The following is a 5,165-nucleotide window of genomic DNA, read 5'->3' as shown; positions in this document are numbered from 1 at the left end:
CTTCGAAAATCCGCTATCCTCCGTCGCCTGCGGCGACACCTCCTTCCAGAGGAAGAAGGCTTTGGCTCTCTGTAACGCAGCACTTGTGACACACGAGGGGAGAACGTAACGCAGGCTCCTTTCTCAGAAAGGAGCTGGGCGAAGCCCTGAGGATAGGTCCGAATAATGCTCTTTGCACCTATGTGCCACATCAGGCCCCTTTGGGGCCTCGGCCTTTCTGTGAAAGGCCTGCTATCCTCCGTCGCCTGCGGCGACACCAACGGCCGGGCATTAAGGTGTTCGCTTTGTGTGCAGGCTATACTCAAATAAGAGCCCGGCTCAGAAGCCCTCTGCAGGGCTTCTGCCTTCCAAAGGAAGGGGGTTAACGCTCTTCGTCATGCAGCACTGGCGACACAAATGCAAGTCCCGTAACGCTGACTTTATAATCATTGCCGCCGTAGGCGGTGCACAGCGAACTGGAGTTACACCAGCGAACATAATTTGTAGGAGCAAAGCGACGCGCAAATTATCGTGAGTCGGTGATAGCCGTGCTGTAGGGAGTCGTCAGACGACTGAAAATCCAGTGAGTCGTTTCCCCTGTGGGGCAATCCACAACCCTCAGCCGCGAAGCGGCTGTCAAACCTGAGAACCCTCCGGCCGACAGGCCGGTCAAACTTTAGAACCTTTCTACACAACCCTCGGTCCCTGTGGCCCCTTTGGTACTGCGTACCACCTTCCCCTCACAAGTGGTGGGACAATAGGGGGGGAGGGGCGTCCAAAGGCCGGCCCCCTTTGGTACTGCGTACCACCTTCCCTCCACAAGTGGTGGGACAATAGGGGGGCGTCCAAAGGCTGGCCCCCTTTGGCGCTGCGTACAACCTTCCCCTCACAAGTGGTGGGGACAATAGGGGAGGGGCCTATGAATCTTCCCAAGGTACTGGCAAAAATGCGGTATAAATGGTATCATTAAATTTGTAGCGATATGTGTTTTTTCTATGGGAGAGTATTCATGAAAGCTTATATCCGTATTAAACATACCGGGGAGTTTTATGATCCCAGCTGTTATTATGCCTATACCGGCTGCAGGGAACTGGATGTTCCTGTGGTGAAGTATAAGGCGGTGTATTCTCTTACGGATAATGAACCTTCTGATCCGGTGATCGGCACGGTGTCGGATGTGAAGGTGGCGCTGGAGCGGTTCGGCGTGAAGCTGGAGCCTTTGGATTACCCTGATGAGCTTCTTCCTTTTACGGGCAGGAAAATCTGGAAGTCTACTCTCTTTACCATTACCAGTCACCCGGAGGACTGGCATGTGTTTGTGAAGCCGGTGGAGGATATCAAGCGGTTTCATGGCACGGTGCTGGACAAGTCGGAGGATCTGATTAAGCTGGGCGGCGGTTTGGAAGATATCGATGTGTGGTGCAGTGAGAAGGTGCACTTTGTATCGGAATGGCGTCTCTGGGTGCTTCATGGGGAAATACAGGGCCTCACGCCTTATAAGGGCCGTTGGGATGTATTTCCTGATGTGAAGGTGCTGGAGGCGGCGGTGAAGGCCTATCGATCGGCGCCGGCCGGTTATGCCATTGATTTCGGCGTGACGGAAGAGGGGAAAACCCTGCTGGTAGAGGTGAGCGACGGATACTCTCTGGCAAGTTTTGGGTTGTCTCCCAAGATATATATGAATATTCTGGCAGCCCGCTGGAAGGAGTTGACTTCTGCGGTGAAGGGGGAGTAGGCTTCCCTTCTGCATTTCAGGCACCGATGAGCGAGTGATTCTTTGTTTCTCTTTCTTTCGGTGCTTTCTTAGTCTATAAGGTGGTGCAAGGAGGATTATGGCCGGATTTAATAATGAGTTTGTACAGCAGTTAAAAGAGAATATCAATCTGGCAGACCTGATCGGCTCCTACGTGCCTTTGAAGAAGCATGGGCGGTACTATATGGCTTCCTGTCCTTTTCATGGCCCGGAGCGGACGCCTTCCTTTGCTGTTTCACCGGACAAGGGGTTTTACTACTGCTTCGGCTGTCATGCCAGCGGCGATGCCATCACTTTTATAGAGAAGATGGAAAATCTGACCTTTGTGGAGGCAGTGGAACGGCTGGCGGAGTATGCCCATATGGAAATCCCGGAGCAGGAGGCGTCTCCTGAGGAAAAGAGGAGGGCAGCCAGGGCGCGGGAGCTCCATGAGGTGACGGAGCTGGCAGGAGCTTATTTTCACAGCTGCCTCACCAGGACGCAGATGGGAAAGGCGGGACTTGCCTATTTCAATAAGCGCCATCTGTCCATGGAGACTATCGAGAAGTTCAAGCTGGGATTTGCGCCGCCGGCCTGGCAGAAGCTGTACCACGATTTCACCACGAAGAAGAAGGTGGATGGAAATCTGCTGGTGGAGGCCGGGCTCTGCGCCAATAAGAACGGCCATTATTATGATGTGTTCCGCAACCGCTGCATGTTTCCCATCTGGAATCTGAAGGGGAAAATCGTTGCTTTCGGTGGCCGCGTCATGGATGACAGCAAGCCCAAGTATCTGAATTCGCCGGAAAGCGCGATTTTTAACAAGAGACGGCTTCTTTTCGCCATTTATCAGGCACTGCCCACTATCCGGGCCCAAAAGCAGGCCATCATGGTGGAGGGGTACATGGATGCCATTTCCCTTCATGCCCATGGGGTCACCAATGCGGTTGCTTCTCTGGGAACCGCCTTTACCATTGAGCAGGCCCGGCTTTTGAAGAAATATGCGGATGAAGTGGTTTTCAGCTATGATATGGATGCGGCGGGACAGAATGCCACCAAGCGGGCTCTAGAAATCGCAGGCTCCGTAGGTCTGAAGCTCCGGGTGGTTCATCTGGGGGAAGGAAAGGACCCGGACGAATTTGTGAACCTTCACGGCGGTGATGCCTATCTGGAGGCGGTGAAGCAGGCGGAACCGGCTATGGATTTCCTTTTCCATTCCCTGATGAAGCAGTATGACAGCACTACCCTTGACGGGCAGCACCATATCCTGGATGATATGTTCTCCGTGCTTCTGTCTGCAGGAGACGCGTTCCAGCTGAATGCGTTCATCAAGAAAATGGCAAGGGCCATGCATATGGATGAAGGCATGATCCGAAGCGAGGCTCTGGTGTATGCCAAGAAGAACCGGTCTGATATGTATATTTCCCAGAGCGTTCCGGTGGAAAAGGAAACGGTGGACTTGAATCCATTGAAGAAAAGGCAGCGTCTCCTGGAAGCCGGTTTCCTCAATTACTGTCTGATTTACCAAATGCTGCCGGAGGGGTGGGAGGAACTGTCTAATTATCGCTTCGCCGATGAATTTCACGGCCGTCTCTTCAACCTGATGAAGGAAATGAGGGAAAAACAGCTGCCTCTGACCGCTGAGGCGGTGGAAGGCATGCTTCCCCGGGAAGATATCAGCCGTCTGGCAAAGCTTCGTATGGAAGGGGACCAGCCGGGCTCGGTGCCGAAGGAAGAATATATCTGGCCTATGAAGAAAATATATCTGCAGGAGGAATACCGCATTCACACACAAAAAGTGCAGGAACTGATGAATAGGGACCCGGAAAAAGCCCGGGAAGAGCAGCTCATCTGTATACAAATCAGTAAAGAAATCATGGCATTGAAATAGGGAATTCAGAACCATTCACCGGGGCGTCTTTGTGCGGGATGGCTGTTTCACCAGGGAATGAAGCAGCGCCGCCCGTATTTCCGCCTTTCTTAAGGGGGGATTTGACTATGGCAGTACAGGATGAAAGATTGGAACAATGGATTGAAGAGCTCACCGCCAAAGCGGGGGGCCATGTGATTTCCAATAAAGATATCATGAATCTTGTGACAGAAAAGAATTTGAGCGGGGATGACCTGTCCAATCTCTACGAAGCCCTTCATGACGACCATTATGAGGTCAACTTTGATGTGGATGTATCAGATGAAGATCTGGAGCTTCTGGAAGAAGAAGAAAATCTGGAAACGGAAGAAACGGAATCCCAGCCGGTACCGGATCTGGATAACACCATGACCATCGACGACCCTGTCAAAATGTACTTGAAGGAAATCGGGGCGCTGCGCCTTCTGGACAGCGAAGAAGAAATCGTGCTGGCCAAGAAAGTGGAAAAGGGCACACTTCCCGATGCTACCGATGAAGACAGGGCAGCGGCCAAAGCCGCCAAGAAAGAGCTGGCGGACCGTAACCTTCGTCTGGTGGTATCTATCGCCAAGAAATATCTGGGACGGGGTCTCCAGTTTCTGGACCTCATCCAGGAAGGCAATCTGGGCCTTTTAAAGGCGGTGGACAAATTTGACTATACCAAGGGGTATAAATTCTCCACCTATGCTACCTGGTGGATCCGCCAGGCCATTACCCGGGCCATTGCGGACCAGGCAAGAACCATCCGGGTGCCGGTGCACATGGTGGAAACCATTAATAAACTGAATCGTATCTCCCGCCAATTCCTGCAGGAAAACGGAAGGGAAGCCACTAATGAAGAACTGGCCAAAGCCATGGGATTTTCCGTAGGTAAAATCAGGGAAGTGAAGAAAATTGCCCAGGATCCCATTTCGCTGGAAACGCCTATCGGAGAAAAAGAAGACTCCCACCTGGGAGATTTCATCGAAGACCACGAAGCCATCGCCCCTGATGACGCAGCCGGCTCCATCCTCCTCAAAGAACAGATCGACCAGCTACTGCAGGGACTTACGGAAAGAGAAAGACAGGTGCTGGAACTCCGCTTCGGCCTGAAAGACGGGAAAACAAGAACTTTGGAAGAAGTGGGCCGCTACTTCGATGTCACCAGAGAAAGAATCCGCCAGATCGAAGGCAAAGCATTGCAGAAACTAAAAAAATCAGCCAAGAACCTCATGATTAACCAGTAGAGATACGCCCTTTCGGGCGTGAGGGCTGACGGCCTTCGGGCCGAAGTTTGACAGGCCTGCGGCCTGAGGGGTCTAAGGTTTGACGGGGCTTTCGCCCCGAGGGTTCTCCGGTTTGACACGGCCTTCAGCCGTGAGGGTTGTGGTGGGCGGCTCTGCCGCCAGTATGAATAAAACCGATTTAGTGGGCTGGTGGGGTAGTGGGCTCTAGCAGGAGTTTACAAGTTAGTGATTTTCTAATCAAAAAAAGAGCGATTTTATCGCTCTTTTTTTGATTAGATTTGTATTACCCACTCATTATAAATTAAAATAACTTAATTAT

3 protein-coding genes are annotated in these 5,165 nt (G+C 52.0%); all 3 read left to right on the top strand.

Features of this window, described 5'->3' with window-relative positions; translation table 11 throughout:
* The first annotated feature begins 988 nt into the window (after positions 1-988).
* The gene (locus tag Q0482_RS06120) at positions 989-1,714 is read left to right on the top strand and encodes an ATP-grasp domain-containing protein (RefSeq protein WP_299144718.1); all 726 of its coding nucleotides are present in this window, start codon (positions 989-991) and stop codon (positions 1,712-1,714) included.
* Between the two features lie 97 nt (positions 1,715-1,811).
* Positions 1,812-3,602, top strand: a complete 1,791-nt coding sequence (gene dnaG / locus Q0482_RS06115; protein ID WP_299144716.1) for a DNA primase — start codon at positions 1,812-1,814, stop codon at positions 3,600-3,602.
* Between the two features lie 107 nt (positions 3,603-3,709).
* Positions 3,710-4,846, top strand: a complete 1,137-nt coding sequence (gene rpoD, locus Q0482_RS06110; protein WP_299144713.1) for an RNA polymerase sigma factor RpoD — start codon at positions 3,710-3,712, stop codon at positions 4,844-4,846.
* The last annotated feature ends 319 nt before the right edge of the window (positions 4,847-5,165 follow it).

The sequence above is a fragment of the uncultured Dialister sp. genome, assembly GCF_937959425.1.
GTDB lineage: Bacteria > Bacillota > Negativicutes > Veillonellales > Dialisteraceae > Dialister.
This window is presented reverse-complemented; position numbering and strand designations above follow the sequence as displayed.